The sequence below is a fragment of the Mycobacterium sp. genome (genome assembly GCF_008709575.1).
Taxonomy (GTDB): domain Bacteria; phylum Actinomycetota; class Actinomycetes; order Mycobacteriales; family Mycobacteriaceae; genus Mycobacterium.
This window is the reverse complement of record NZ_VYIK01000053.1, coordinates 1-21,610: the sequence shown is the minus strand read 5'-3', so window position 1 is coordinate 21,610 and position 21,610 is coordinate 1. Positions and strand designations below refer to the sequence as shown.

At 67.0% G+C, this 21,610-nt stretch carries 21 protein-coding genes and 2 tRNA genes; 9 read left to right on the top strand and 14 right to left on the bottom strand.

The genetic code is table 11. From position 1 onward, the window contains the following. Positions 1–74 precede the first annotated feature (74 nt). Entirely contained in the window at positions 75–578 is a 504-nt protein-coding gene (locus F6Q13_RS12870; protein WP_367141285.1) for a transglycosylase family protein, read from the bottom strand. Between the two features lie 673 nt (positions 579–1,251). Here F6Q13_RS12870 and F6Q13_RS12865 point away from each other — a divergent pair. Beyond that, a complete protein-coding gene (locus F6Q13_RS12865; protein ID WP_293056948.1) occupies positions 1,252–1,992 on the top strand; it encodes a hypothetical protein in 741 nt (246 codons plus the stop codon). Between the two features lie 49 nt (positions 1,993–2,041). On the opposite strand, the gene mobA is transcribed toward F6Q13_RS12865, so the two are convergent. From mobA to clpX, 4 genes are all read right to left on the bottom strand, one after another. Continuing rightward, positions 2,042–2,614 (bottom strand): molybdenum cofactor guanylyltransferase, encoded by a 573-nt coding sequence (gene mobA, locus F6Q13_RS12860; protein ID WP_293056946.1) that lies wholly within the window; start codon positions 2,612–2,614, stop codon positions 2,042–2,044. Position 2,615: 1 nt separating this feature from the next. Beyond that, entirely contained in the window at positions 2,616–3,704 is a 1,089-nt protein-coding gene (locus F6Q13_RS12855; protein ID WP_293056944.1) for a 2-oxoacid:ferredoxin oxidoreductase subunit beta, read from the bottom strand. 55 nt (positions 3,705–3,759) lie between these two features. After that, positions 3,760–5,718 carry a 2-oxoacid:acceptor oxidoreductase subunit alpha gene (locus F6Q13_RS12850; RefSeq protein WP_293056942.1) on the bottom strand — a complete coding sequence of 653 codons (1,959 nt, stop codon included), beginning with the start codon at positions 5,716–5,718 and terminating at the stop codon, positions 3,760–3,762. A gap of 247 nt (positions 5,719–5,965) precedes the next feature. Next, positions 5,966–7,249 carry an ATP-dependent Clp protease ATP-binding subunit ClpX gene (clpX, locus tag F6Q13_RS12845; protein WP_293056940.1) on the bottom strand — a complete coding sequence of 428 codons (1,284 nt, stop codon included), beginning with the start codon at positions 7,247–7,249 and terminating at the stop codon, positions 5,966–5,968. Between the two features lie 261 nt (positions 7,250–7,510). Here clpX and mmuM point away from each other — a divergent pair, with 261 nt between their 5' ends. Further along, positions 7,511–8,413 carry a homocysteine S-methyltransferase gene (gene mmuM / locus F6Q13_RS12840; RefSeq protein ID WP_293056968.1) on the top strand — a complete coding sequence of 301 codons (903 nt, stop codon included), beginning with the start codon at positions 7,511–7,513 and terminating at the stop codon, positions 8,411–8,413. On the opposite strand, the gene clpP2 is transcribed toward mmuM, so the two are convergent. From clpP2 to F6Q13_RS12820, 4 genes are all read right to left on the bottom strand, one after another. Then, entirely contained in the window at positions 8,414–9,049 is a 636-nt protein-coding gene (gene clpP2, locus F6Q13_RS12835; protein ID WP_293056938.1) for an ATP-dependent CLP protease proteolytic subunit ClpP2, read from the bottom strand. Next, positions 9,046–9,663 (bottom strand): ATP-dependent Clp protease proteolytic subunit, encoded by a 618-nt coding sequence (locus tag F6Q13_RS12830; protein ID WP_293056966.1) that lies wholly within the window; start codon positions 9,661–9,663, stop codon positions 9,046–9,048. Before F6Q13_RS12830 ends, clpP2 begins: the two co-directional genes overlap by 4 nt. 72 nt (positions 9,664–9,735) lie before the next feature. Beyond that, the gene (tig, locus tag F6Q13_RS12825; RefSeq protein ID WP_293056936.1) at positions 9,736–11,115 is read right to left on the bottom strand and encodes a trigger factor; all 1,380 of its coding nucleotides are present in this window, start codon (positions 11,113–11,115) and stop codon (positions 9,736–9,738) included. 37 nt (positions 11,116–11,152) lie between these two features. After that, positions 11,153–11,226: transfer RNA gene (locus tag F6Q13_RS12820), tRNA-Pro, on the bottom strand. Between the two features lie 125 nt (positions 11,227–11,351). On the opposite strand from F6Q13_RS12820, the gene F6Q13_RS12815 reads away from it, so the two are divergent. Then, positions 11,352–11,425: transfer RNA gene (locus tag F6Q13_RS12815), tRNA-Gly, on the top strand. Positions 11,426–11,479: 54 nt separating this feature from the next. Further along, entirely contained in the window at positions 11,480–12,661 is a 1,182-nt protein-coding gene (locus F6Q13_RS12810; protein ID WP_293056964.1) for a serine hydrolase domain-containing protein, read from the top strand. 42 nt (positions 12,662–12,703) lie between these two features. Here F6Q13_RS12810 and F6Q13_RS12805 read toward each other — a convergent pair whose 3' ends face one another. Both F6Q13_RS12805 and F6Q13_RS12800 read right to left on the bottom strand, forming a co-directional pair. After that, positions 12,704–13,183, bottom strand: a complete 480-nt coding sequence (locus F6Q13_RS12805) for a ribose-5-phosphate isomerase (protein ID WP_293056933.1) — start codon at positions 13,181–13,183, stop codon at positions 12,704–12,706. 24 nt (positions 13,184–13,207) lie between these two features. Further along, the gene (locus F6Q13_RS12800; RefSeq protein WP_293056931.1) at positions 13,208–13,816 is read right to left on the bottom strand and encodes a DsbA family protein; all 609 of its coding nucleotides are present in this window, start codon (positions 13,814–13,816) and stop codon (positions 13,208–13,210) included. Between the two features lie 78 nt (positions 13,817–13,894). Here F6Q13_RS12800 and pepN point away from each other — a divergent pair, with 78 nt between their 5' ends. After that, positions 13,895–16,453 carry an aminopeptidase N gene (pepN, locus tag F6Q13_RS12795; protein WP_293056929.1) on the top strand — a complete coding sequence of 853 codons (2,559 nt, stop codon included), beginning with the start codon at positions 13,895–13,897 and terminating at the stop codon, positions 16,451–16,453. Positions 16,454–16,549: 96 nt separating this feature from the next. On the opposite strand, the gene F6Q13_RS12790 is transcribed toward pepN, so the two are convergent. The 3 genes from F6Q13_RS12790 to F6Q13_RS12780 are packed head-to-tail and all read right to left on the bottom strand — an operon-like array spanning position 16,550 to position 17,914. Further along, complete coding sequence (locus F6Q13_RS12790; protein WP_293056927.1) at positions 16,550–17,017, bottom strand: DUF5130 domain-containing protein; 468 nt, start codon at positions 17,015–17,017, stop codon at positions 16,550–16,552. Then, the gene (locus F6Q13_RS12785; RefSeq protein WP_293056961.1) at positions 17,004–17,231 is read right to left on the bottom strand and encodes a hypothetical protein; all 228 of its coding nucleotides are present in this window, start codon (positions 17,229–17,231) and stop codon (positions 17,004–17,006) included. Before F6Q13_RS12785 ends, F6Q13_RS12790 begins: the two co-directional genes overlap by 14 nt. Positions 17,232–17,266: 35 nt before the next feature. After that, positions 17,267–17,914, bottom strand: a complete 648-nt coding sequence (locus tag F6Q13_RS12780; protein ID WP_293056925.1) for an HNH endonuclease — start codon at positions 17,912–17,914, stop codon at positions 17,267–17,269. 132 nt (positions 17,915–18,046) lie between these two features. Between F6Q13_RS12780 and F6Q13_RS12775 the strand changes: the two genes are divergently transcribed. The 4 genes from F6Q13_RS12775 (at position 18,047) to F6Q13_RS12760 (ending at position 21,400) form a co-directional block, all read left to right on the top strand. Next, a complete protein-coding gene (locus F6Q13_RS12775) occupies positions 18,047–18,445 on the top strand; it encodes a globin (protein WP_293056923.1) in 399 nt (132 codons plus the stop codon). After that, positions 18,445–20,022: an alpha-amylase family glycosyl hydrolase gene (locus F6Q13_RS12770; protein WP_293056959.1), complete on the top strand. Its 1,578-nt coding sequence runs from the start codon at positions 18,445–18,447 to the stop codon at positions 20,020–20,022. The genes F6Q13_RS12775 and F6Q13_RS12770 overlap by 1 nt, the downstream gene beginning before the upstream one ends. Positions 20,023–20,429: 407 nt before the next feature. Next, on the top strand, positions 20,430–20,897 hold the full coding sequence (locus tag F6Q13_RS12765; protein WP_293056921.1) for a hypothetical protein: 468 nt from the start codon (positions 20,430–20,432) through the stop codon (positions 20,895–20,897). A gap of 152 nt (positions 20,898–21,049) precedes the next feature. After that, positions 21,050–21,400 (top strand): hypothetical protein, encoded by a 351-nt coding sequence (locus F6Q13_RS12760; RefSeq protein ID WP_293056919.1) that lies wholly within the window; start codon positions 21,050–21,052, stop codon positions 21,398–21,400. Positions 21,401–21,610 lie beyond the last annotated feature (210 nt).

Below are 21,610 nucleotides of genomic sequence, written 5' to 3'. Positions count from 1 at the left end.
GGCCTGTCCGAGCACTCCGAGCAAGCCGGCTGGGCCGGGCCTACCGGCCCGGCCCAGCCGTCCAGGACCGCGGGTCAGCCGCGGCGCCCGCAGACCGGCCAGGCGCCGATGCCCTGCGTGCGCAGGACGTTCTCGGCGACCCGGATCTGCTCTTCGCGCGACGCGTTGGCCGCGGAGCCCGAGCCGCCGTTGGCCCGCCAGGTGCTCGGCGTGAACTGCAGGCCGCCGAAGTAGCCGTTGCCGGTGCTGATCGACCAGTTGCCTCCGGATTCACACTGTGCGATCGCGTCCCAGTTCACGCTGTAGGCCCTGGGCGCCGGGGGCGCTTCCGGAGCCGGCGGCGCATCCTCCGGGGGTGGCGGCAACTCCTCCGGAGCCTCCGGCGCGTCCTCCGGCGGCGGTGGCGCCTCCTGCGGCGCGGGTGCCTCGGGAGGCGCCTCGGGCCCAGAGCCAAAAGCCGCGGTCATATCCCAGGATTCGCCCTCCGCGTAGGCGGAGGCGATGAACGGGGCGGTCGGCGCTGCCGCGAGCGCCACGGCGATACCGGCGGTAGCCAACGTCGTGCGGACGGTGTGCAACATCGTTCCTTTCGCAGTGCGCGCGCCAAAGCACGCCCACGGATGTGGGCGGGGTTCCTGGGTTCAGGGGTTGGGAGCTTTGGAACGTGCCGTCTCGGTCCGGCACGGCAGCGGGGGCACGACCTGCCCGGCGGGCCTGGTGCCCGACGGCCGCGCGGCGGTGGCTACCGCCCGCGACCCCGCTCACACGCGGGTTCGTGGATTCGATTGTGGTGACCCTCATTTGTCGGGCTGACAGGGAACCTACGAGACCCGATTGCATTCGTCATCTCCGACACGCCGCTATCTCGATCCAATAACGGAACGATCACGACGCCGATCTGTAATTGTTATCCCAGGTCAGCAGCGGCTTTTGCGCCGGCGTTAATCTTTCAGCGCGGCATTTAGCAGTGATCCAAATCACCCACAAAATGTGAAGTCGGCCACAGAGTGCGCAGTCGCCGATAGAACGTGAAGTTCGCCTGCGTCCCCTGCCGGCGACTCAGCGAGAGCCCCGACGCGCACCAGGTCGTGGTGCGATCCATTTTTAGATTGAGATGCAGATCTCGGTTCTATCAAAAACCGCCGTGGCAGCCTGCCGAATAAACGCGCAATGGCTTTGCGGCGAGATCACGGCTGCTGGCCAGGATAATGCGCGGTGACAGAACGGTCAGGGACTGCTAACATCTCGCGCGTGATTTTCAGAGTCCGTCGGCACACAGCCGTGCTCCAGCACCAGGCGGGCCTGGCCGCGGCGCTGGTCACACTGGGAGGCGCGGTCGGCTTGCTGGCCGGCGCACCGGCTCACGCCGATGCCGTCGCGCTCGACGCCGCCGCCAGCGCCGCCACATCGGCGATCACCATCGACGACTTGCTGGGACAGCAGTTGGGGATCCTGGCGAACACATTCGCAGACACGCTCTACTTCGATTACGCAGTGCTGCTGGGCCTGCTGGGTATCCCCACCGGTGCCGGTGACAGCACCGATCCGGCCGTGTTGCTGGGAAACGCCACGGCGATTTTGACCGACGCCGATACCGTGATCAACACCATCCCCGCGGACATTCCCTCGAAACTGCCCGGCTTTCTCGCCACGGGATACCCTTCGGATCAGGTGGGGCAGCAACAAATTCTCATCGACGACGTCACCAGCCTGTCGGCCGCCGAGAACACGATCGCCGCACATCTCGGTAGCTTGTCCAGCGTGGTCGACAACCTCTACTTCGACCCGGTCGACGACGTCATCGTTTCCCACAGTGAAGCGCTGCTGCACGCCGACCAGACGTTGGCCACGACGCTCATGAGCACGCCTCCCGACACAGTGGCCATATTCGGTGCCGAAAATACGGTCGATTCGATCAACAACGTGTTCAACCTCTCCGCGGTGCTCACGGGCCCGATTATTGAGTGGGCAAACTTTGTGTCCGCTTTCTGACGGACTCTCGGGAAGCCGGCAGGAGGACGGCGTCGTGCGCGGCGGGATGCTACGGCCGCGACGGCACCAGTGCGCGCGGATCAGCCGGGATGTTCAGGGCCGAAGACGCCGACATCACGATCCGTTGCGTATCGACGGAGTCGACCAGGGCGCGCATCGAACGCTGCCCTGCGGCCGTCAGCGCGTCGATGCGCTCGGCGAGATCGGTCCGGTACACACCGGCCAGGTAGTGGTCGCGGCCGTCCCACGGCAGCACCACGTCGGCGTCGACCTCGGCCGCCCGGCCGGCCAGAGCGTCGATCACGTCGACGCTGAGCAACGGCGTGTCGGCGGCGCACACGAACGCCCGCTCCGCGCCCGCGGCCCGGGCGGCGCGCAATCCCCGCCCGGTCTGCGACAACGGCCCGAACCCGGGCACGGCGTCGCGCAGCACTTCCACACCCAGCTCATGACCCAGCTCGGGCACCGGTTGGCCCGGCGCGGCGACGACGACGACCGGTCGGCACCGTTGACCCACGACTCCGAGGGCATGTTCGACCACAGCGGGCTGGTCACGACCCGCCGGGGGCGCGGCGCCGCCGGCCAGCACTACCCCCGCCAGCGCGGGTGCAGGGCGTGCCACCTCAGCCGACGGTCCAGGTGTCCCGGCCGCGCAGCAGCGCTTGCAACGCCGCCCGATCGCCGGGCTTGGCCGTCGCCGCAGCCCGCACCTGCGCCCGGGCCGCGTCGTCGTAGGTGGGCCGACTGACCTGACGGAAGACGCCCATCACGCTGTGCTCGAGGCTTTGGTCAGACAGCCGCGACAACGCGAAAGCGTAAGCCGGATCCGCAGCGTGCGCGTCATGCACCACGATCTCAGCAGCGCTGACGTTGGCGGTCTTGGCGACTTCGAGCCCGAAGCCGGCGCGCACCACGCAGTATTCGCCGCTGGCGCCGAAAATGATCGGCTCGCCGTGGCGCAATTTGATCAGGCGTTCCTCGGCGCCCTCTTTGCGCAGCGCGTCGAAGGAGCCGTCGTTGAAGATCGGGCAGTCCTGCAGGATCTCGACCAAAGCGGCGCCGCGGTGCTCGGCGGCGGCGCGCAAAACCTCCGATAATCCGTCGCGGTCGGAATCGAGGGCGCGGCCGACAAAGCTGGCCTCGGCACCCAGCGCCAGCGACACCGGGTTGAACGGTTGGTCCAGCGAGCCCATCGGCGTCGATTTGGTGATCTTGCCGACCTCGGAGGTCGGCGAGTACTGGCCCTTGGTCAGACCGTAGATCCGGTTGTTGAACAGCAGGATCGTCAGGTTGACGTTGCGACGCAGCGCGTGGATGAGGTGATTGCCGCCGATTGACAGCGCGTCGCCGTCCCCGGTGACCACCCAGACCGACAGATCCTCGCGGGCCAGCGCCAGGCCCGTGGCGATGGCCGGCGCGCGACCATGGATCGAGTGCAGACCGTAGGTTTCCAAATAGTAGGGGAACCGGCTCGAGCAGCCGATGCCGCTGACGAACACGATGTTCTCGCGGCGCAGTCCCAGCTCGGGCAAGAAGTTGCGGACGGTGTTGAGGATGACGTAGTCACCACAACCCGGGCACCACCGCACCTCCTGATCGCTGGTGAAGTCTTTCGCCTTCTGGGGTTGGTCGTTCGTGGGCACTGCGCTGATCTTCGACAGTACCGTCGCGCCGTGGTCGCTGACCGCCGGCTTGCCGATCACCTCGGTCATCAGCGGCCTCCCTCCTCGTCGTCGTCGCGCCGCTCCCGGCCTGTCGCGACGCCCGTCATAGCTGCGCTCCTGCCCCGCTGGCCACGGTAGCTGCCGACAGCCTGGCGACCATCGTCTTGTCCTGCTCGATTTCGGCCAGTGTGCCGCCTAGCGCGGCGCGGATCACCCGCCCCACCTCGTCGGCCAGGAACGACACACCCTGAACCTTGGTGACCGATTGCACATCAACCAGATACTTGCCGCGCAATAGTAGCGCCAACTGGCCCATGTTCATTTCCGGAGCGACCACCGTCGGGTATCGCCGCAGCACCTCGCCCAGGTTGGCCGGGAAGGGGTTGAGGTAGCGCAGGTGGGCATGGGCGACTTTGATTCCCCTGCGACGCGCGCGCCGGCATGCTTCCCCGATCGGGCCATACGTACTGCCCCAACCGATCAGCAACAGCTCGGCGTCGCCGCTGGGGTCGTCGACCTGCAGGTCGGGCACCCGGATCCCGTCGATCTTGGCTTTGCGCAACCGCACCATCAAGTCGTGGTTGGCCGGCTCGTAGGAGATGTTGCCGCTGCCGTTGGCTGCCTCCAGCCCGCCGAGGCGGTGTTCCAGACCGGGAGTGCCCGGAATCGCGAACTGGCGGGCCAGCGTTTCCGGGTCGCGGGCATAGGGCTGGAACGGCTCGCCGGCCTTGGCGTGGACCGCAACGACAGGCTCGATGGTGGCGACGTCCGGGATCTGCCAGGGCTCGGACCCGTTGGCGATGGACCCGTCGGACAGCACGATCACCGGCGTGTGATAAGCCAACGCGATCCGTGCCGCCTCGATAGCGGTCTCGAAGCAGTCCGACGGCGATCGGGGCGCCAGCACCGCCACCGGCGACTCACCGTTGCGGCCGTACATCGCCTGCAGCAAGTCGGCCTGCTCGGTCTTGGTCGGCATACCGGTCGACGGGCCGGCCCGCTGCACGTCGATCACCAGCAACGGCAGCTCGGCCATCACGCCCAGGCCGATCGACTCGGATTTCAGGGACAGGCCCGGCCCGGAGGTGCTGGTGACTCCGAGCGCGCCGCCGTAGGCCGCGCCCAGTGCCGCCCCGATACCGGCGATCTCGTCTTCGGCCTGGAAGGTGATGACATTGAAATTCTTGTGCTTGGCCAGTTCGTGCAAGATGTCGGAGGCCGGGGTGATCGGGTAACTGCCCAGCACCACCGGAACACCGGCCAATTGACCGGCGGTCACGATGCCGTACGCCAGCGCGGTGTTGCCCGAGATCTGCCGGTACTCGCCGGGCGGCAGCTTTGCCGGGGAGACGTCGTAGGTGGTGCCGAAGGCCTCGGTGGTTTCGCCGTAATTCCAGCCCGCCCTCAGCGCGAGCACGTTGGCCTCGGCGATGTCGGGTTTACGGGCGAACTTTTCCCGGATGAAAGCCTCGCTGGTGTCGATCGGCAGCCCGTACATCCACGACAGCAGGCCCAGCGCGAACATGTTCTTGGCGCGCTGGCCGTCCTTCTTCGATGCGCCGATGGCCTCCACCGCGCCCAGAGTCAACGACGTCATCGCGACGGGTTGCACGACGTAGTCGGACAGTTCGCCGCTTTCCAGCGGGTTGTCCCGGTAGCCGACTTTGGCCAGGTTGCGCTTGGTGAACTCGTCGGAGTTGGCGATCACCAGCCCGCCGCGCGGCAGGTCGCCGATGTTGGCCTTGAGCGCTGCGGGGTTCATCGCCACCAGCACGTCGGGGCGGTCACCCGCGGTGAGAATGTCGTAGTCGGCGATCTGGATCTGAAACGACGACACCCCCGGCAGCGTGCCCTGCGGGGCGCGGATCTCGGCCGGGTAGCTGGGTTGGGTGGCCAGGTCGTTGCCGAACAGCGCGGCCTCGGAGGTGAAGCGGTCGCCGGTAAGCTGCATTCCATCGCCGGAGTCCCCCGCAAAGCGAACGACGACGCTCTCTAGTTTCTGGCGCTTCGACACTGCGGTGGTATGAGATTCCGAACCGGCTCCGTTATCGCTCGGACCCACGTCTTCGCCCTCCATCGCTGTTGACCGCTGTCGGAGTGCAACCCCGAGCGACGTTGTGATATTTCGCAATAGCGATTATGGCACTGCACTTGGCGTTTCCTTGACGCCCTACCCGCCATCACGGTACGCGCCTGACCTGGAAAGCCGGGGTCAGACCCGCGGTGGGCCCTCCCGCGCCGCCAAACTGTGGGATTCGTCACGTGGCCGGTCATCGGCCCGGGCCGCGGCGAGCCACAACTGCGCGGGATCAGGCGCTCTTGTCGCGGCGCTCGGCACGCGAGGGCTTGCGCGGCACGATTGTGGGCAACACGTTGTCCTGCACGGTCTCCTTGGTCACCACGACCTTGGCCACGTCGTCGCGGCTGGGAATGTCGTACATCACCGGCAGCAGAACTTCCTCCATGATTGCGCGCAATCCGCGGGCGCCGGTCCCGCGGTGGATTGCCTGCTCGGCGATGGCCTCCAGGGCGTCCCGGGTGAATTCCAGCTCCACCCCGTCCATTTCAAAGAGCCGCGTGTACTGCTTGACCAGCGCGTTCTTGGGCTCCGACAAGATCTTGACCAGCGATTCCATGTCGAGGTTGGTCACCGAGGCGATCACCGGAAGCCGACCGATGAACTCCGGGATCAGCCCGTACTTGATCAGGTCTTCGGGCATCACTTCGGCGAAGTGATCGGTCGTGTCGATCTCGGCCTTGGAGCGGACCTCGGCGCCGAAACCCAAACCGCGTTTGCCGACCCGATCCGCGACGATCTTCTCCAGCCCGGCGAACGCACCGGCCACGATGAACAACACGTTGGTGGTGTCGATCTGGATGAATTCCTGGTGCGGGTGCTTGCGACCGCCCTGTGGGGGCACTGACGCCTGGGTGCCTTCCAGGATCTTCAGCAGCGCCTGCTGCACACCTTCGCCGGAGACGTCGCGGGTGATCGACGGATTCTCGCTCTTGCGGGCGATCTTGTCGACCTCGTCGATGTAGATGATCCCGGTCTCGGCGCGCTTGACGTCGTAGTCGGCGGCCTGGATCAGCTTCAGCAGGATGTTCTCGACGTCCTCGCCGACATAACCGGCCTCGGTCAACGCGGTGGCGTCGGCGATCGCGAACGGCACGTTGAGCATCTTGGCCAGGGTCTGGGCCAGGTACGTCTTGCCGCAGCCGGTGGGACCCAGCATCAAGATGTTCGACTTGGTCAGCTCGACAGGTTCGCCGGACCGGGATTCGCGGCCTTTCTCGCCGGCTTGGATCCGCTTGTAGTGGTTGTAGACCGCGACGGCCAGTGTCCGTTTGGCAGTGTCCTGGCCGACGACGTAACCCTCCAGGAACTCGCGGATCTCGGCGGGTTTGGGCAATTCGTCGAGCTTGACGTCGTCGGCGTCGGCGAGTTCCTCTTCGATGATCTCGTTGCACAGGTCGATGCACTCATCGCAGATGTAGACGCCCGGGCCCGCGATGAGCTTTTTGACCTGCTTTTGGCTCTTCCCGCAGAAGGAACACTTCAGCAGGTCACCGCCGTCTCCGATGCGCGCCATGGTGCTGGGGGCCTACTTCCTGTTCACCGTTGGTGGCTGGTATGCCGCGTGTATTGCCGACGCTACCCGCTTGCTCCGGCCCGACGCGACCAATAGAGCCGAATCGCGTCGGTGATATTCGTGCCTGTACGTTCCAGAACATAGCGTCTGGGAGGACGCGTCGCGCTCCGGAACGCACCACTGTGCCCCTGGCGTGTCGCGGCCGTTATGCGAACGAGAGCAGCGCCCCAACGGCCGCCGCCCTACAGTGACGCTGTGGACATCAGCGTGCCCGGGGACGCCGTGCTGATCGGCGACGGCGGCCTGGCCACCGAGCTCGAGGCACGCGGGCATGACCTTGCCGACCCGTTGTGGTCGGCGCGGCTGCTGCTGGACGCCCCGGAGGCGATCATCGCCGTGCACCGCGCCTTCTTCGACGCCGGGGCGATGATCGCCACCACAGCCAGCTACCAGGCGTCATTCCAAGGGTTCGCCGCCCGCGGTGTCGACCGGGCCGGCACCGTGCGATTGCTGCGCCGCAGCGTGGAACTGGCCCGGACGGCGGCCGGCGGGGTCCACGGTCGCTGGGTGGCCGCCTCGATCGGGCCCTACGGCGCCGCGCTGGCTGACGGCTCGGAGTACCGGGGGCGCTACGGGCGCAGCGTTGCCCAGCTGGAAAACTGGCATCGCCCCCGGATCGAGGTGTTGGCCGAGGCCGGCGCCGACATCCTCGCGCTGGAGACCATCCCCGATATCGACGAGGCCGAGGCGCTGGTGAATCTGGTGCACGGTCTTGGTGTGCCGGCCTGGCTCAGCTACACCATCGAAGGCTCGCGCACCCGCGCCGGCCAGCTGCTGGACGAGGCGTTCGCGGTGGCCGCCGGCAGCGCGCAGATCCTGGCGGTCGGCGTCAATTGCTGCAGCCCCGACGACGTGCTGCCGGCGATCGGGCCGGCCGTCGACACCGGAAAACCGGTCGTGGTGTATCCCAACAGCGGGCAGCGCTGGAGCCGCCGTCGTCGGACCTGGCTGGGGCCGTCGCGGTTTTCGGCGCATACGGCCGAGCAGTGGGTGGCGGCGGGTGCTCGCATCGTCGGCGGCTGCTGCCGGGTCCGGCCGGCCGACATCGCCGAGTTAGCGGCCCTGCTCAGGCGCGGCGCGCAACCGCGGGCGGTCGGGCGGTGATCAGCCCGACTGTCGCGAGAGCTTGCGGTACTCCAGCACGGTGTCGATGATCCCGTAGTCCCGGGCCTCTTCGGCGGTCAGGATCTTGTCGCGGTCGGTGTCCTTGCGGATCACCGCCGGATCCTTTCCGGTGTGGCGGCCCAGGGTGGTTTCCATCAGGGTGCGCATCCGCTCGATCTCGGCGGCCTGAATCTCCAAGTCGGAAAACTGGCCCTGGATCACGCCTTGCAGGGACGGCTGATGAATGAGCACGCGCGCGTTCGGCAGCGCCATCCGCTTGCCGGGCGTGCCCGCGGCCAACAGCACCGCCGCCGCGGAAGCGGCCTGACCCAGGCAGACGGTCTGGATGTCGGCGCGCACGTACTGCATGGTGTCGTAGATCGCCATCAGCGAGGTGAAGCCGCCACCGGGTGAATTGATGTACATGGTGATGTCACGGTCGGGATCCAGCGATTCCAGCACCAGCAGCTGCGCCATGATGTCGTTGGCCGACGCGTCGTCGACTTGGACGCCGAGGAAGATGATGCGTTCTTCGAACAGCTTGTTGTAGGGGTTGGACTCTTTGACGCCCCAGCTGGAGTGCTCGATGAACGAGGGCAAGATGTAGCGCGCCTGCGGTTGGGTTTCGCGGTTCATGAGCCTGCTCCGTTGACGTGGGCGTTGGTGATGATGTGGTCGACGAAGCCGTATTCCAGGGCCTCCTGCGCGGTGAACCAGCGGTCGCGGTCGGAGTCGGCCATGATCCGCTCGATCGGCTGGCCGGTGAACTCGGCGTTGAGCCGAAACATCTCCTGCTTGATGACCGCGAACTGCTCGGCCTGGATGGCGATGTCGGCGGCGCTGCCCGTCACCCCGCCGAGCGGCTGATGCATCAGGATGCGGGCGTGCGGCAGGGCGTAGCGCTTGCCCTTGGTGCCCGCCGCGAGCAGGAACTGACCCATCGAGGCGGCCATCCCCATCGCGTAGGTGGCGACGTCGCAGGGCGCCAGCACCATGGTGTCGTAGATCGCCATGCCGGCACTGATCGATCCGCCGGGGGAATTGATGTAGAGCGAGATGTCCTTGTGGGGATCCTCGGCGGCGAGCAACAAGATCTGCGCGCAGAGCCGGTTGGCGATGTCGTCGTTCACGTCCGACCCCAAAAAAATGATGCGCTCGGCCAACAACCGCTCGTAGACCGAATCGACGAGGTTCAGACCCTGCGTATTGGCCCGCATGTCAGTCACGACGCGATACCTGCTTTCTTTCAGTTGCTTATGACTCGACCCTAACCAACTGAGGCGACCGTGCACTCCCCCGCGTGACGACGTTCGCTGAGAGCGTCACTCCGGCTCGTGGGTCGCCTCGGTGTCGGTGCCCTGCTCCCCGGGTTCCTGCGCCGCGCGCCGGGCAAAGAACTCGCTGGTGTCGATGACATTTCCGGCGGTGTCGGTGACGGTTGCCGCCTCGACCGCAGCGGCGATCGCCAGCCCGCGCCGCACGTCGGCGAACATCACCGGCAACTGGTTGTTCTCCTGCAGATACGACAGTAACTGTTGCGGCTCGACGCCGTACTGCCGCGAGCTGAGCACCAGGCGTTCGGTCAGGTCTTGCTGGCTGACCTGGATTTCCAGCTGGTCGGCCAGCGCGTCCAACAACAGTTGGGTCTTGATGCTCTTTTCGGCCGCCGAACGGGTGTTGGCGTCGAACTCCGCACGCGAGAGTCCCTGCTTTTCCAGTGCCTCGGCGAGTTTGGCCTCGTCGTGCCCGAAGCGGTGCAGCGCCTTGTGCACGGTGTCGTCGATCTGGGCCTGCACCAACGCTTCCGGCAACGGGATATCGACCTGCTCGAGCAGAGTTTCCAGAACCTGGGCGCGGATGGCCTCGGCCTGCCGAAGGCGCTTCACCCGGCGCACCTGCTCGGCCAGGTTCTCCCGCAGCTCGTCGATGGTGTCGAATTCGCTGGCCTCCTGAGCGAATTCGTCGTTGAGTTCAGGCAATTCACGGACCTTGACCGACCCGACGGTCACGGTGACCTCCGCCTGCTGCCCGGCATGGGCGCCGCCGCTCAGCGTGGTGGTGAACACCCGCGACTCACCGGCCGCGAGGCCCACGATGGCCTCGTCGAGCCCCTCCACGACCCGACCCGAGCCGACCTGGTGGGACAGACCCTGCGCGCAAGCCTCCGGCACCTCGTGACCGTCGACGGCGGTCGACAGGTCGATCGACACCACGTCGCCGTCGACGGCGGGCCGGTCAACGCTGGTCAGGGTGCCGAACCGGACCCGCAGTGACTCCAACTCGGCGTCGACGTCGGCGTCACTGACCTCGACCGGATCGACCGTGACCTGAAGCGCGCTCAGATCGGGCAGCGTGATGTCGGGCCGCACGTCGACCTCGGCGGTGAACAGGAGCTCCTGGCCGTACTGCTTTTTGGTCACCGCGATCTGGGGTTGCCCCAGCGGCCGGACATCGGCCTCCGTCACCGCCTGGCCGTACCGGCTGGGCAGGGCGTCGTTGACGACCTGGTCGAGCATCGCCTCTCGGCCGATCCGCGCCTCGAGCAGCTTGACCGGCGCCTTGCCGGGGCGAAAGCCCGGCAGCCGCACCTGCTTGGCCAGTTCCTTGTAGGCACGGTTGAAATCGGGTTCGAGTTCGGTGAAAGGCACCTCCACATTGATGCGAACCCGGGTGGGGCTCAACTTCTCCACGGTGCTCTTCACAGGTGTGCTCCTCGGGTCGTCGCGGGCGGTCGGCGGGTCGGGGTGACAGGATTTGAACCTGCGGCCTTCCGCTCCCAAAGCGGATGCGCTACCAAGCTGCGCTACACCCCGCGGTAACTTCGCGATCCTACGGCCCCGCCCAGTCCTGGCGACATCGGCCTCACGGCGACGTCACGGGACGGCATCATTTAGATTTGAGGTCCGCTGCGACGTACAGTAGCGCTCGATTACAGCAGGCGGGCGTAGCTCAATGGTAGAGCCCTAGTCTTCCAAACTAGCGACGCGGGTTCGATTCCCGTCGCCCGCTCCACGGGGGCTTTCCGCGCAGGAGGCCGACATGTCCACAAGAGAGGCGCCGCGGCCGATGTCCGACGTCGTGGTCCATGGGTGGTGCACGCCGCGCTTCGAGCGGGTGGGCGAGGCGTTCCGGCAGAACTTCGTGCACCGCGGCGAGGTGGGCGCGGCCGTCGCCGCCTGGGTCGACGGGGAACTGGTCGTCAACCTCTGGGGCGGCTCGGCCGACGCCGCCGGTACCCGTCCCTGGCAGCAGGACACGTTGGCCACCGTGCTGTCCGGCACCAAGGGGCTGACCAGTACCTGCGTCCATCAGCTTGTCGAGCGCGGTGAGCTTGACCTGCACGCGCCGGTGGCCCGCTACTGGCCCGAATTCGGGCAGGCCGGCAAAGAGGCCGTCACGATCGCCATGGTGCTCAGTCACCGGTCCGGGGTGATCGGCCCGCGGACCCGGATGCACTGGACGCAGGTCACCGACTGGGATCTGGTCTGCGATCGGCTGGCCGCCGCGGAACCGTGGTGGGAGCCGGGCACCGCCCAGGGCTACCACATGACCACCTTCGGATTCATCCTCGGTGAAGTATTCCGCCGGGTCACCGGAGGCACTGTCGGGCAGTATCTGCGCACCGAGATCGCCGAACCGCTCGGCGCCGACGTCCACATCGGCGTGCCCCGCAGCGAGCAGCACCGCTGCGCCGATTTGGTGAACAAACCCCACATTCGTCAGATGCTGGCCGACGTCAACGCGCCGGAGTACCCGACCACACTCGACGAGCATCCCAAGGCCGGGCTGGCGGTTTCGATGGGATTCGCCCCCGACGACGAAGTGGGGTCCAACGACCTCGAGTTGTGGCGCGAGGTCGAGTTCCCCGGCACCAACGGCCAGGTGTCCGCGCTGGGCATGGCGACGTTCTACAACGCGCTGGCCCAGGAGAAGCTGCTGAGCCGGCGCCACATGGATGTGGTCCGGGTATCCCAGGGCGGATTCGACACCGATCTGGTGCTCGGGCGGCGGGTCGCCGACCACGGGTGGGGGCTGGGCTACATGCTCAACCAACGCTGCCGCAACGGACCCAACCCCCAGATCTTCGGCCACGGCGGCCTGGGCGGCTCGTTCGCGTTCGTCGACCTGGAATACCGGATCGGCTACGCCTACGTGATGAATCACTACGATGCGACCAAGGCCAACGCCGACCCGCGCAGCGTGGCGCTGTCCGACGAGATTTACGCCGCGCTGGGAGTGACGCCGTAGCTGCCCGGCCGGCAGATCGGCGACTCGGACCCCTCGGGCACGTCAGGTGGGTGCGCCCGGCACCGGAGGGGCCTGGTGCGTGCGCTCGTATTCGGCGATGACGTCGATACGTCGCTGGTGGCGGTCGGCTTCCGACCAGGGCGTGTTGACGAACGCGTCGACGATGGCCAGCGCCTCCGGAACGGTGTGCATGCGCCCGCCGATGCCGATCAGCTGCGCGTTGTTGTGCTCACGGGCCAGCGCCGCGGTCTCCACGCTCCAGGCCAGCGCACACCGGGCCCCGAGGACCTTGTTGGCCGAAATCTGCTCACCGTTACCGGACCCGCCCAGCACGATACCCAGACTCCCCGGGTCGGCCACGGTGCGCTCGGCGGCAGCGATGCAAAACGCCGGGTAGTCGTCGTCGGCGTCGTAGCCGAAGGCACCGCAGTCGATCGGCTCGTGACCGTTTTTCTTCAGATGCTCGATGACCTGCTGCTTGAGGGTGAAGCCGGCGTGATCAGACCCCAAATAGATGCGCATGGTCCCTATTGTCCTAATCTTGTCCTAATCGAACTGTGGCTTTTCGGTGCGGGTTCGCTTGAGTTCCCAGAAATGGGGATAGGACGCAAAGGTCATCGCGGCGTCCCACAGCGTGCCGGCCTTTTCTCCCCGCGGAATCTTCGAGAGCACCGGGCCGAAAAACGCCGTCCCGCCGACGTGGATCGTCGGGGTGCCGACGTCCTCGCCGACGGCGTCCATCCCGGCATGGTGGCTTCGGCGCAGCGCCTCGTCGTAAGCCTCGGTCTCGGCGGCGCGGGCCAGCTCGCCCGGCAGACCCACCTCGTCCAGTGATTCTCGGATCACGACGTCGAGCTCTTTGTTGTCCTGGTCGTGAATGCGGGTACCCATCGCGGTGTAGAGCGGCCGCAACACCTCGGTGCCGTGCGCCTGCTCGGCGGCGATCGCCACTCGAACCGGCCCCCATGCCTTCGTCATCGCTTCCCGATACTTCTCGGGCAACTCGCGGCCCTCGTTGAGCACCGCCAGGCTCATCACGTGGAATCGCACCTCGATGTCGCGGACCTTCTCCACCTCCAAAATCCAGCGCGAGGTGATCCACGCCCACGGGCACAGCGGATCGAACCAGAAATCGGCGACTGACGTCCCGGGCACTTTTCCGTCCTTCCGGTCGCGGGTCAGCGGTACCACCCAACCCTAGGCGCACGCCGCCGGCGGCCTAAGTTGGACCACGTGGCTCTTCCCAACCTGACCCGCGACCAAGCCGTCGAACGCGCCGCACTGATCAGTGTCACCGGTTACCGCATCAGCCTCGATGTGACCGACGGCCACGGGGGGCCCGGCGAACACACCTTCCGTTCGGTGACCACCGTGGAATTCGACGCGCAGCCCGGCGCCGACACCGTCATCGACATCGCCGCGGAGCAGATTCACCGCGCCACCCTCAACGACCGCGATCTGGACGTGTCCGGCTACGACGAGTCCACCGGTATCGCGCTGACCGGCCTGGCCGGCCACAACGTCGTCGTCGTCGACGCCGACTGCCGCTACTCCAACACCGGCGAGGGCCTGCACCGATTCGTCGACCCCGTCGACGACGCGGTGTATTTGTACTCGCAGTTCGAAACGGCCGACGCCAAGCGGATGTTCGCCTGCTTCGACCAGCCCGACCTCAAGGCCACCTTCGACATCTCGGTCAGGGCGCCCGGGCACTGGCAGGTTGTCTCCAACGGCGCCCCGGTGCAGGTGCGCGACGGCGTGCACACGTTCGCCACCACCCCGCGGATGAGCACCTACCTGGTCGCGCTGATCGCCGGGCCGTACGCGCGCTGGGACGATACCTACGTCGACGAGTACGGGGAGATCCCGCTGGGGCTGTTCTGCCGGGCCACACTGGCCGAATTCATGGACGCCGAGCGACTTTTCACGCACACCAAGCAGGGGTTCGGGTTCTACCACAAGCATTTCGGGCTGCCGTACGGGTTCGGCAAGTACGACCAGGTGTTCGTCCCGGAATTCAATGCCGGCGCGATGGAGAACGCGGGCGCGGTGACTTTCACCGAGGACTACGTCTTCCGCAGCAAGGTTACCCGCGCCTCCTACGAGCGGCGCGCCGAAACCGTGTTGCACGAGATGGCGCACATGTGGTTCGGCGACCTGGTCACGATGCGGTGGTGGGACGACCTGTGGCTCAACGAATCGTTCGCCACTTTCGCCTCGGTGCTGTGCCAAAGCCAGGCAACCGAATTCACCGAGGCGTGGACGACGTTCGCCAACGCCGAGAAGTCGTGGGCCTACCGCCAGGATCAGCTGCCCTCGACACACCCGGTTGCCGCCGACATTCCCGACCTGGCCGCGGTCGAGGTGAATTTCGACGGGATCACCTACGCCAAGGGCGCCTCGGTGCTCAAACAGCTGGTGGCCTATGTCGGGCTGGACCAGTTCCTGGCCGGCCTGCGCGACTACTTCCGGGCGCACGCCTACGCCAATGCGACGTTCGACGACCTGTTGGCCGCGCTGGAGAAGTCCTCGGGTCGCGACCTGTCCGACTGGGGACGGCAGTGGCTCAAGACCACCGGGCTCAACACGCTGCGCGCCGATTTCGACGTCGACGGCGACGGCCGGTTCACCCGCTTCGCGATCACCCAGAGCGGTGCGGCCCCGGGCGCCGGTGAAACGCGCGTGCACCGGCTCGCGGTCGGCATCTACGACGACGACGGCGCGGGCCGGCTGGTCCGGGTGCGGCGCGAAGAGCTCGACATCTGCGGCCCGAGCACCGACGTTCCTGCGTTGGTGGGGGCTCCGCGGGGCCGGTTGGTGCTGGTGAACGACGACGACCTGACCTACTGCTCGCTGCGGCTGGACCCCGAGTCGCTGCAGACCGCGATGGAGCGCATCGCCGATATCGCCGAGCCGCTGCCGCGCACGCTGGTGTGGTCGGCGGCCTGGGAGATGACGCGGGAGGCCGAGCTGCGCGCCCGCGATTTCGTGGCCCTGGTGTCGGCCGGTGTCGGGGCCGAAACCGAGGTCGGGGTGGCGCAGCGGTTGTTGCTGCAGGCCCAGACCGCACTGGGGTCCTACGCCGAACCGGGCTGGGCGCAGGAGCACGGATGGCCGCAGTTCGCCGACCGTCTGCTGGAGCTGGCCCGCGGCGCCCAGGGCGGATCGGATCACCAGCTGGCGTTCGTCAATGCCCTGTGCTCGTCGGTCTTGTCGCCACGGCACACCGCCGTGTTGTCGGCACTGCTGTCCGGTGATCCGACCGCACAGGGACTGCCCGGTCTGCGGGTGGACACCGATCTGCGTTGGCGCATCGTCATCGCATTGGCCAGGTCCGGTCTGGTCGACACCGACGTCATCGACGCCGAGGTGCAGCGCGATCCGACCGCCGCCGGCAAGCGATACGCCGCTCAGGCGTCGGCGGCGCGGCCGCTGCCCGATGTCAAGGAGAAGGCCTGGATCGAGGTCACCGAAGACGACACGCTGCCCAACATCACCGCCCGCTCGATCATCGCCGGCATCGTCGCTCCCGGCCAGGCCGAGCTGCTCACGCCGTTCACCGCACGGTACTTCGCGGCGGTGCCCGGGGTGTGGGCGCGCCGGTCCAGTGAAGTGGCCCAGACGGTGGTGGTCGGCCTGTATCCGTCGTGGGACATCAGCGACGACGGACTCGCCGCCGCCGACACCTTCCTGGCCGACCCGCAGCTGCCGCCGGCGCTGCGGCGGCTGGTGGTCGAGGGCCGGGCCGGGGTGCAGCGCTCGCTGAAGGCCCGTCGGTTCGACGCCGGCTAGTGCAGTGCTACTGCTCCCGCTTTCTGCGCGAGCGTGCGCAGAATCGCGCACCGCGCGGCGTGTCGGGGTGGCGACACGCACGCTCGCGGTCGCAGGCTAGGCGGGCGAGATGGCGGAGCTGAGCACCCGGATCGCGCTGACCAGGCCGTCGATCAGGTGCCCGTCCTTGAACGCCGCCGCTGCGGCGGCCACCCCGAGCGGGGCGGCCGATTCCGCGCCCCGCCCGCGCACCTGCGAGCCGTAGACCACCTCGATCGCGTGCTGGTCGGGCGAGACGGCGATCAGCACCGCGTTGTTCGGCGTCGGCACCCGGGCCAGGATCTCGCGGGCCCGCTTCGCGGTGTCGCTGCCCAGGTCACCGATGTAGACGGCAAACCGCGCATCGGAGGCCCGCGACCCGTAGGTCAACGCGTCGTCGAGCGCCACCAGGTCTTTGACCGGGAACGGGTAGTGCGTCGACACCTCGCCGGGTTCGGTGACCCCCGAAATCCGTCCGCTGCTGGTGACCACCGTGCCCGGGGGCAACTCCGCGGAATCGATGGTCGCGACCTCACCAGGTGCCACTGGCGCCACCTCCCACGCTGAACTCGGCGGTGTCATGGCCGTGCGAGGCCGCACCGACGCGCTCGTCGGTGGCGGCCCACAGGATCGGCGGGTACGTCCAGGGCTGCGTCATCTGGTAGGTCGCCGGGTGGACGCCTTTGCGCGAATAGATCAGCGCCACCAGGACGAGCCACAGCAATAGTGGGATTCCCACGAAGTAAAGGTGGATTTCCATCAGGCTCACGACGGAAACGGTATCCCATGGCGGAGTTACGCGGCGCCCTCACCCAGATACCGGGCCCATGCCGGGTCGAGTTCCTTGACCGTCGACAGCAGTCGCCAGTGCGGGCCCTTGGGCGATGTCGGCGTCAGTCGCAGTGACCAGCCCAGCTCGGCCAGCAGCTTGTCGCCTTTGCGGTGGTTACACGTCGAGCAGGCGGCCACGCAGTTCTCCCAGGAGTGGTCGCCGCCGCGGCTGCGCGGTATGACGTGGTCGACGGTGTCGGCCTTGCTCCCGCAGTACGCGCAGCAGAACTGGTCACGGTGCATCAGCGCCGCGCGGGTCATGGGGACCCGGGCCCGGTAGGGCACCCGCACGAAGGTTCGCAGCCGGATCACCGAGGGCACTGCGATCGACCTGGTCGCCGAGTGGATGACGGGCCCGGCCGGATCGTCATGCACGACGTCGGCCTTTCCGCAGATCAGCATGATGATCGCGCGTCGCATCGGCAACGCTGTCAGCGGTTCATGGGTGGCGTTGAGCAGCAGTACCCGCCGGCGATGCCAGACCGATTCGGTCTCCAGGGCGGCAGGTGGTTCGCTGTCGACGCTGTGCAGGCACGTCGCGGTCGCGGGCCCGACCAGCCGTGCCGCGGCACCGCAACTGCGGTGGCCGCGGCGTCTTTTTCCCTGCGCCATAGGTCCTCCGCCGAACAGTCCACCATGATTGCGGCCCAACTGCACGTCTAATCGGGCCCATGTCAGTCCATTGCCCTGGTCAATGCGGTGCGCCCGGCGACCATCCGCGGCGATGCCCCACAATGGAAGACGATGGAACCGGGACAACAGCAGTCGTTTTATGACGCGGTCGGGGGCGCGGAGACCTTCCGTGCCCTCGTGTCGCGGTTCTACGAACTGGTCGCCGAAGACGAGATCCTGCGGCCGCTCTACCCCGAAGCGGACCTGTCGGGCTCCGAAGAGCGGTTGCGGATGTTCCTCGAGCAGTACTGGGGCGGCCCCCGCACCTATTCGGAACGACGCGGCCATCCCAGGCTGCGGATGCGGCACAGCCCGTTTCGGATCACCCCGATCGAGCGGGACGCCTGGTTGCGGTGCATGCACACCGCGGTCGCCTCCATCGACGCGCAGACCCTCGACGACGATCACCGCCGCGCGCTGCTGGACTACCTCGAGATGGCCGCGCATTCCCTGGTCAATTCGCCGCTGTGATGGGCAACCGGCGGCCCGCGCCCTGGTGGCGCGAGGCGGTGTTCTACCAGATTTATCCCCGCTCGTTTGCCGACAGCGACGGTGATGGCGTGGGCGACCTGGACGGCGTGACGGCCCGGCTCGACTACCTCGAGCAGCTCGGCGTCGACGCGATCTGGCTCAACCCGGTCACCGTCTCCCCGATGGCCGACCACGGCTATGACGTCGCCGATCCCCGTGATGTCGACCCGCTGTTCGGCGGGTTGGCCGCACTCGACCGGCTGATCAGCGCCGCGCACCGGCGCGGCATCAAGATCACTTTGGATCTGGTGCCCAATCACACCAGCTCGGCGCACCCGTGGTTTGCCGAGGCGCTCGCCGCCGGCCCCGGCAGCGCTGCGCGGGATCGTTACATCTTCCGCGACGGCCGCGGCGCCGACGGTTCGGCGCCGCCGAACAACTGGGTGTCGGTCTTCGGCGGGCCGGCCTGGACCCGGGTCACCGAACCCGACGGCACGCCCGGCCAGTGGTATCTGCACCTGTTCGACACCGAGCAGCCCGACCTGAACTGGGACAACCCTGCGGTCTTCGACGATTTCGAGAAGACGCTGCGGTTTTGGCTGGACCGCGGGGTGGACGGCTTTCGCCTGGATGTCGCCCACGGGCTGGCCAAACCACCGGGCCTGCCGGACATGGAGTACGGCGAGCACATGCTGTTGAGCCACTGGGACTCAGATCCCCGGTTCAACCACCCGAACGTGCACGCGATACACCGCGACATCCGCACCGTCGTCGACGACTATCCCGAAGCGGTCACCATCGGCGAGGTGTGGGTCTTCGACAACGCCCGCTGGGCCGAGTATGTCCGCTCCGACGAACTGCACCTGGGTTTCAACTTCCGGCTGGTGCGGGCCGGCTTCGACGCCGCCGACATCCGCGACGCCATCGAGAACTCCCTGGCCGCTGCCGCGATCGAAGACGCGACACCGACCTGGACGCTGTCCAACCACGACGTCGACCGCGAGGTCACCCGGTACGGCGGCGGCGCGGTGGGGCTCGACCGGGCCCGGGCGATGGCGCTGGTGCTGCTGGCCCTGCCGGGCGCGGTGTTCATCTACAACGGCGAGGAGCTCGGCCTGCCCAACGTGGAACTGCCCGACGAGGTGCTGCAGGATCCGACCTGGGAACGCTCGGGGCATACCGAGCGCGGGCGCGACGGGTGCCGGGTTCCGATGCCCTGGAGCGGTGACACGCCCCCGTTCGGGTTCTCCACCTCGCCGCAGACCTGGCTTCCGATGCCACCGGAGTGGGCCGCGGTGACCGTCGACAAGCAACTCGCCGACGCCGACTCGACGTTGCGGCTTTTTCAGCGTGCACTGCACTTGCGGCGCACCCGCGCAGAATTCGCCGATGCCGATTTCGCCTGGCTGGCGTCGCCGCGCAATACGTTGATGTTCGCCCGCGGTGATCGCGCGCTGGTTTGCCTGCTCAACGCCGGAACGGGGCCGATGCGGCTGCCTCCCGGTGAACTGCTGCTGTCCAGCGCGGGGCTGATCGACGGGGCGCTGCCGCCCAACGCCGCGGCCTGGCTGGTGTAGAGCGCCTCCCGGCGGCACCGCCGACGTCGGCCGGCTCGCGGCCCGACCGTGAGAGGTCTTGTGTCGTTGTGGGCATTCGCCATCAAAATCAGAAGCCCGTTGACGAACCTGGCCCGAGATCGTGAGGCCGGTGACGTGAGAAAAACTTCGCAATCGATTGGACGGACCAGAAGGGCGCAGCAGCAGCTCCACCGGCAGCTCGACAAAGGCGCGGCAAACTGGCAGCTACTGCACCACAGCAAACGCTGACTACCGAAATTCTCGATCAGCGATACCATCGGCGCATGTCAGACACGCCACCGGTCGGGCCTTCTCCCGCGACTGGTCCTATGGCTGGGTTTCCGCCCGCACCTGCTCCCTGGCCGCCCGCAGCGGCAATGGCCTACCACAAGCCCGCCCGATGGCCCATGCTGGCAATGCTGGTGCTTACCCTCATCGCCGTCGGCGCCGCCATCGCCGCATGGCTGCGCCCGCTGCCCCACACCAACCCACCATCGACCCCACCTCCGCCAGCGTTCACCGACCAACAAATCGCCACCGCGAAAGCAAATGTTTGCGACGCGTACAAGATCGTGAATCAATCGATAGTGTGGAATACACATCGCCGTAATCCGATCCCAGGCAACGAGATTGGCGAACTTGCGCGGGGCACGACCGGAGACCTGGCGCTATACGAAGGTGGAGATTATCTTTTGGATCGTCTGGCGGCAGAGCCGGCAACGCCTCCGGAGCTTGCGAAACCAGTCAAATCGGCTGGCGACACTTTAAAAAAGTTCGGCATTATTGCCCTCGCCGGAGAGCCACCCGCTATTCGTGAACCGCTTCAGCGCGCTGCAGACGCAGATTTAGACATAATCGACGGGCTGTGCAAATGAGCGGGGACGGTCCGCCGGGTGGTGTGTGGGGCCACCTTATTGTCGGGCAATGGTGGACCCCGCACTCAGATTTGGGTGTTGTCGGTGCGGCGGCGACCAAGCGGCGAGCTACCGCGGCGGGCTGGCGCCACGAGTCTGAGCAGCTGAGACAAGTGACACTCTCCGGGGCTCTCAGTCCGGAATTGCAGAAGGGGATGACGGCCGACGCGATCCGCCAGACCGTCACTTGGTGCGCAGACCAGGCTGGCGATGTTGCGGAGACCAACGACACCATCAGCACAGCCCTTGGCTTCGGCCACGATTGGGCCAGCGACCTGAACTCTCGACTGACACCGATCGCCGAGGACGTCAGTTCCAGGATCAAACAGATTCAGTCGTCCAAAGAGCCCGCCGCGGCGAAACTCGGCCACATCGTGGATGCGGTGATGGAAGGTCTCATCGCAGGCGACTTCACCCTGCCCACCGTCGCCAACCCCGCCCTCGCGTACCCATCCGCCGCCTGAACAGATCACTCTAAACCAAGCCTAACCAACCCACTTGAAACAGCGGAGAACCGCCCGAGATCGTGAGGCCGGTGACGTGAGAAAAACCTCGCAACCGATTGGACGGACCAGCAGGGCGTAGCAGCAGCTCCACCGGCAGCTCGACAAAGGCGCAACAAACTGGCAGCTACTGCACCACAGCAAACGCTGACTACCGAAATTCTCGATCAG

Excerpts from the sequence above, each read along its gene's own strand:
- F6Q13_RS12855 (WP_293056944.1), bottom strand. The coding sequence starts at position 3,704 with ATGACCGAGGTGATCGGCAAGCCGGCGGTCAGCGACCACGGCGCGACG.
- clpX (WP_293056940.1), bottom strand. The coding sequence starts at position 7,249 with ATGGCGCGCATCGGAGACGGCGGTGACCTGCTGAAGTGTTCCTTCTGC.
- clpP2 (WP_293056938.1), bottom strand. The coding sequence starts at position 9,049 with ATGAACCGCGAAACCCAACCGCAGGCGCGCTACATCTTGCCCTCGTTC.
- F6Q13_RS12810 (WP_293056964.1), top strand. The coding sequence starts at position 11,480 with ATGTCCGACGTCGTGGTCCATGGGTGGTGCACGCCGCGCTTCGAGCGG.
- F6Q13_RS12805 (WP_293056933.1), bottom strand. The coding sequence starts at position 13,183 with ATGCGCATCTATTTGGGGTCTGATCACGCCGGCTTCACCCTCAAGCAG.
- F6Q13_RS12785 (WP_293056961.1), bottom strand. The coding sequence starts at position 17,231 with ATGGAAATCCACCTTTACTTCGTGGGAATCCCACTATTGCTGTGGCTC.
- F6Q13_RS12780 (WP_293056925.1), bottom strand. The coding sequence starts at position 17,914 with ATGGCGCAGGGAAAAAGACGCCGCGGCCACCGCAGTTGCGGTGCCGCG.
- F6Q13_RS12775 (WP_293056923.1), top strand. The coding sequence starts at position 18,047 with ATGGAACCGGGACAACAGCAGTCGTTTTATGACGCGGTCGGGGGCGCG.
- F6Q13_RS12770 (WP_293056959.1), top strand. The coding sequence starts at position 18,445 with ATGGGCAACCGGCGGCCCGCGCCCTGGTGGCGCGAGGCGGTGTTCTAC.
- F6Q13_RS12765 (WP_293056921.1), top strand. The coding sequence starts at position 20,430 with ATGCTGGCAATGCTGGTGCTTACCCTCATCGCCGTCGGCGCCGCCATC.